The 4,759-nt window shown below is 48.5% G+C and carries 5 protein-coding genes; 3 read left to right on the top strand and 2 right to left on the bottom strand.

Annotated elements, in window-relative coordinates:
• On the top strand, window positions 1-753 hold a 753-nt coding region (locus CAG65_RS12830; protein ID WP_202599379.1), incomplete at its 5' end, for an iron ABC transporter ATP-binding protein.
• 35 nt (window positions 754-788) lie between these two features.
• On the opposite strand, the gene cueR is transcribed toward CAG65_RS12830, so the two are convergent.
• Window positions 789-1,175, bottom strand: coding sequence for a Cu(I)-responsive transcriptional regulator (cueR, locus tag CAG65_RS12825; protein WP_021704798.1), 387 nt, complete (start codon window positions 1,173-1,175; stop codon window positions 789-791).
• A gap of 55 nt (window positions 1,176-1,230) precedes the next feature.
• Window positions 1,231-2,202, bottom strand: coding sequence for a helix-turn-helix transcriptional regulator (locus tag CAG65_RS12820; protein WP_161453903.1), 972 nt, complete (start codon window positions 2,200-2,202; stop codon window positions 1,231-1,233).
• A 119-nt stretch (window positions 2,203-2,321) separates the two neighbouring features.
• On the opposite strand from CAG65_RS12820, the gene CAG65_RS12815 reads away from it, so the two are divergent.
• Both CAG65_RS12815 and CAG65_RS12810 read left to right on the top strand, forming a co-directional pair.
• Entirely contained in the window at window positions 2,322-4,313 is a 1,992-nt protein-coding gene (locus CAG65_RS12815; protein WP_161453902.1) for a TonB-dependent siderophore receptor, read from the top strand.
• 75 nt (window positions 4,314-4,388) lie between these two features.
• On the top strand, window positions 4,389-4,673 hold the full coding sequence (locus CAG65_RS12810) for a DUF2218 domain-containing protein (protein WP_161453900.1): 285 nt from the start codon (window positions 4,389-4,391) through the stop codon (window positions 4,671-4,673).
• Window positions 4,674-4,759: the final 86 nt, after the last annotated feature.

The raw sequence follows: 4,759 nt of genomic DNA, 5'->3' as shown, positions 1-4,759 counted from the left end.
ATTAAACTGGAAAAACTGACCAAAATGTTTGGTCAACAAGCGGTGGTGAGTGAGGCCAGCGCTAACTTTGAAAAAGGCAAAGTTACCTCTATTATCGGCCCGAATGGAGCCGGAAAAAGTACCTTATTGTCCATGGCGAGCCGACTGCTTCCCCGAGATGCGGGGTCGGTGGTGATCGACGGCAAAGAGCTGGCGGAGTGGAACACCCAGGCGTTGGCAAAACGGCTGTCGGTGCTACGCCAGGCCAATACCATTACCATGCGTTTTACTGTGCGGGAAATGGTCTCGTTTGGGCGTTTTCCATATTCGAAAGGCAAACTGACCGCAGAGGATGAATCTATCATCGAGCAGGCAATCGCGTATCTAGATCTGCAAGCCATTCAACACAAGTACCTGGATGAGCTGAGTGGCGGCCAGCGACAAATGGCGTTCATTGCGATGGTGATTGCTCAGGACACTGACTACGTTTTCCTCGATGAGCCGCTGAACAATCTCGATATCAAACACTCGCTCCAGATCATGCGCACCATTCAGCGTTTGGCGCACGAAATGAACAAAGCCGTAGTGGTTGTGATTCACGATATCAACTTTGCTTCTTGTTACTCAGACATCATTCTGGCACTGAAACACGGCAAAGTGGTGGCGGGTGGACGTGTAGACGAGGTGATTGACGAGAAGGTGCTCAGTGACATCTACGAAACGCCGTTCAATGTTTTAGAGCTGGACGGTAAACGTATGTGTACTTACCATTAACGAAAAACAGCCGCTTATTGAGCGGCTGTTTTGCTTCATTTGGTCAGGTCTTCAATAATCGGACACTGGCTGCCTGAATCGCCCGGGCAAGCGGATACCCAGTTTTTGAGTTGTTTTTTAATTTCCGTTAATTCGCGGATTTTCACTTCGATTTCTTTGAGCTTCTCTTCGGTCCGGCTTTTCACATCACGACTTTGTCGATGTGGGTCTTCGGCCAGGTGCACGAAGTCTTTACACTCTGCCAATGAAAAGCCGGCGTTTTTCGCGCGTGAAATCAGGTTGAGCTGCTGAATTTGCAGTTTGGAGTATTCACGATAACCAGACTCACTGCGAAGTGGTGGCGCGATTAACCCTTTTTCTTCGTAAAGACGAATCGATTTACTGGATAAACCGGTCAGTTTGGCGACTTCCCCAATGTTCATACTGCTCTCCGCAATGCGATATCTGCCCCGATTCTACTCCTGCCGTGCTAAGAGTTCAAAGTTTTACAAAAGCCGTGGGTGGCTGGCCAAATGCTTTTTTGAAGGCGATGGTAAAGTTGGACGGGTGCTGGTAGCCCGCATCGTAGGCCGCTTCGGTGATCGTGACCAAACCACTTTCCAGATGCTGCTTGGCGATCTCCAGCCGCCGCTGACGAATATACAGATTCACTGTCATACCGAGTTGTTGCTTAAAGCGACGTTGCAGATTCGATACGCTCATCGAAAACTGCTGCGCCAGTTGTTCCAGATTGAGGGGATCACTCAGGTGTGTTTCGATGTAACTGATCATGTCTTCAAGCTCGCCATACTGATTTGCCGTTTGTGCGCAGTGACACTGATGGATTGTTCCGGCTTCGGATTGCTGGCAAATATGCGCCATGAGCTGATAAGTGAGACTCTCCATCTTCATACGCTCAATAAAACTTTTCGGTGAGGGCAGAGCAATCAGCTCTCCTGCAAGCCGGATGATTTCTGGTGTCATGCGAATATTCAGATGATTTTTGTGATACTCAAGGAAACAGTCCATGCCGCATGGAAGGCCAAGTTTGGTCTGAATCCAGTGAGGATGAAACATCATATTCACTTTGACGACATGGACGTTGGCCTGCAGTGCCCGGCGAAAATTCGCGGCTTTGGCCAGGTTGACCATAACGCCTTGCGGTCGCTGATCCGCTTCCAGTTTGAATGCCAGATCGTCGTAACCGAAATCGAGCTTACCCTCCAACAACAGGGTGACAATCACAGCCGGTGGTGCCGTGGAAACCACCTGAGAGTTCATCAGTTCATAGCTGTTGCCACCATGTAACGCGAAGGCCTGGTCGCATTGATAAGAGAAGAAATGCCCTTCAGCAATGGGATTACTGCCATTGGCCGACTGATTGACGATCAGCTGTTTTTCGTCATGGTGGACTTTTTTGGTCAAGGCGATCTTATGCAGTCTAGTACCGCGAACTTCACTATTGGTCATATTGCGCTTTCTTCATAACAGCTATGCGATCTCGCATAACCTATTCATCTTCCCGTTAATAGTAATGAAACTTATCATAATTACGAATTATTATCATTTGCATTTGTGGGATAAATTTCATGAAAAGGGTTAAAACTACACCTCATAAAAGAACCTTACTGGGTTTAGTGATCAGCATGATGTTGGCGGCTCCGGCTGTTGCAGAGGAAAACACTCAGTTTGATGAAGTCGTTGTATGGGGAACCAAAGTCTCGAGTAACTCAGAGTCACTGGGGGCGGAAGATATGTCGGTAAAACAAGCGGATCACATGTCTGACTTGTTACGCGATATTCCCGGGGTTGATGTCGGTGGTACTCACTCGGTCAACCAACGGATTAACATTCGCGGTTTAGGGGAAACCGACTTGGATATTCGTCTCGATGGGGCATCTCAACATGCCAATATGTTTCATCATATTGGCAACCTGACGCTCAATCCGGACATTCTCAAATCGGTCGATGTTGAAGTTGGCAACAACTCCGTGACTCAGAATGGCTTGGGCGGGGCGGTCTATTTCGAAACCAAAAATGCCAAGGATTTGTTGCGATATAACGAACGTTTTGGTGCCCGGGTGTTTGGTGGTTACGCAACCAATGACAACCAACAGGGATCGCTAACGGCCTTTGGCCAGTTAAGCGACCGCGTCGACGCCATGATTTACGGTCATTACGTTGAACATAAAAACTTTAAAGATGGCAATGGTGAAGAGACCTTCGGTGCAGCTGGTGATGTATACAACATTCTCGGCAAAATCGGGTTTGAACCTTCAATGGACCACCGTTTTGAACTCTCCTATGACCTTTATCGCGACAGCGGTGATTACAGCCCGCGTCCGGACATGAACGGTGGTGCAAACGAAGGACTCAGCGGTGAATTGCTGATTCCCACCGATTATGACCGTGACACGGTCACTTTAAGTTATGCGCTTAATAAGCAACATCACAATGGCAAGGTGGTGGTGTACAGCAGTCAAACCGAAATCGATCGTGATGAGAGCAAAACGGGTTGGGAACGCATGGGGCGTGCGTCACGTAACACCGCCACCAACCGCAATACCGGGGTTAACGCGACGTTCCACTCGGATGTTAGCCTCATTGGCCTGAGTAACCACGTGACATATGGCCTGGATTACATGGACAAAAACAGCACCAGTAAATACGGTGGCAAGAAATACATGGATGAGAGCGCAATTTCGACGGCGGTGTTTGTCGAAGATAAAGTGTATCTGCTGGACAACTGGAGCGTGACAGCGGGCTTGCGTTTTGACGACTACAAACGTGAAGCCGAAACGGGCACAGACAGTTTCGACGATATGACCTGGGCGCTGGCGACAGAATGGAATATCAACTCAGACTGGACCTTATTTGCCAGCACGCGCAGCTTGTTTAAAGGTCCGGAATTACTGGAAACCTTTGTCCGTTATCAGACCACGACCTATCTGGATGACAACATCAAAGCGGAAACCGGTTTGAATACGCAAGGCGGTGTGCGCTTTAACAAACGTATTGATGATCACTTCATCAGTTCGAGTCTGACGCTGTTCAGAACGGACATTGACGATTATCACGCTGAGGAATGGAACGGGACTGGTTACACTATAGTCAACCAAGGGGATGCAGAGTACAAAGGCTTTGAGTTCAGTGCTTCTTATGGATACAAACAGTTCAATTCGAAGCTGTCTTATGCCAAGTCGGATAACAAAGACAAAACCAATGGCGGTCCGGTTCTGGAGAATGAACGCAGTTCAGACATGGGCGACTCCATTGCGCTGACACTGGATTATCAGGCGGATTCGATTGATACCATTTTCGGCTGGACCTCAATTGTGGTGCTGGATGAAGACAACGTTTTGGAAGGAACCGCAGACAAAGACGGCTACAATGTCCACAACCTGTATGTACAATGGTTGCCTTCACAAGCGCAGAACTTGTCTGTCACTTTTGGAATCGACAATATTTTTGACGAGGCCTATGTGTCACATGCTTCGCGGACGGGCCTGGCGCGTGGTCTTAATACCGACGACTACGAACCGGGACGTAACGTCAAGCTCTCAGCGGCTTATCAGTTCTAATCATCCTTTTTCGGCTCAGGCTTGCCATTTTTTGGCAAGCCTTTTGGCGTTGAGCTACCGCATTTGGAGAAAATCATGTTACATGCAAAAACTCACGTTCACTCTGAACATGTCAGTAAGTATTTGGTGGTGTTGTGTCGCCATTTTGCACGTAAAGTGCATGCACAATGGGACGAATGGCAGGGCATAGTTCATTTCCCGGTTGGTACGGCCAGAATGGAAGTCGATGAGAAGCGCAGCACGCTGAGTATTTTTTGTGAAGCGGAAGACGACAAGCAACTGGCAATGCTCAAACAGGTGCTTGAGCAGCACATGGAAATGTTTGCTCGGCGTGAAGCCATAGTGCTGATCTGGGACTAATCAAACGGGGTGGCAACGATACGTTTTTTGTTGCCACTCCGGGCATACCGTTCGGGCATTCGTTGTGATTACCGATATATTTCATC

Origin of the sequence: Vibrio sp. V39_P1S14PM300 (assembly GCF_009904765.1) — a bacterium.
GTDB classification, from domain to species: domain Bacteria; phylum Pseudomonadota; class Gammaproteobacteria; order Enterobacterales; family Vibrionaceae; genus Vibrio; species Vibrio proteolyticus.
This window is presented reverse-complemented; position numbering and strand designations above follow the sequence as displayed.

Bases quoted from the DNA above. Each gene is read 5' to 3' on its own strand.
- cueR (WP_021704798.1), bottom strand. From the start codon at position 1,175: ATGAACATTGGGGAAGTCGCCAAACTGACCGGTTTATCCAGTAAATCG.
- CAG65_RS12820 (WP_161453903.1), bottom strand. From the start codon at position 2,202: ATGACCAATAGTGAAGTTCGCGGTACTAGACTGCATAAGATCGCCTTG.
- CAG65_RS12815 (WP_161453902.1), top strand. From the start codon at position 2,322: ATGAAAAGGGTTAAAACTACACCTCATAAAAGAACCTTACTGGGTTTA.
- CAG65_RS12810 (WP_161453900.1), top strand. From the start codon at position 4,389: ATGTTACATGCAAAAACTCACGTTCACTCTGAACATGTCAGTAAGTAT.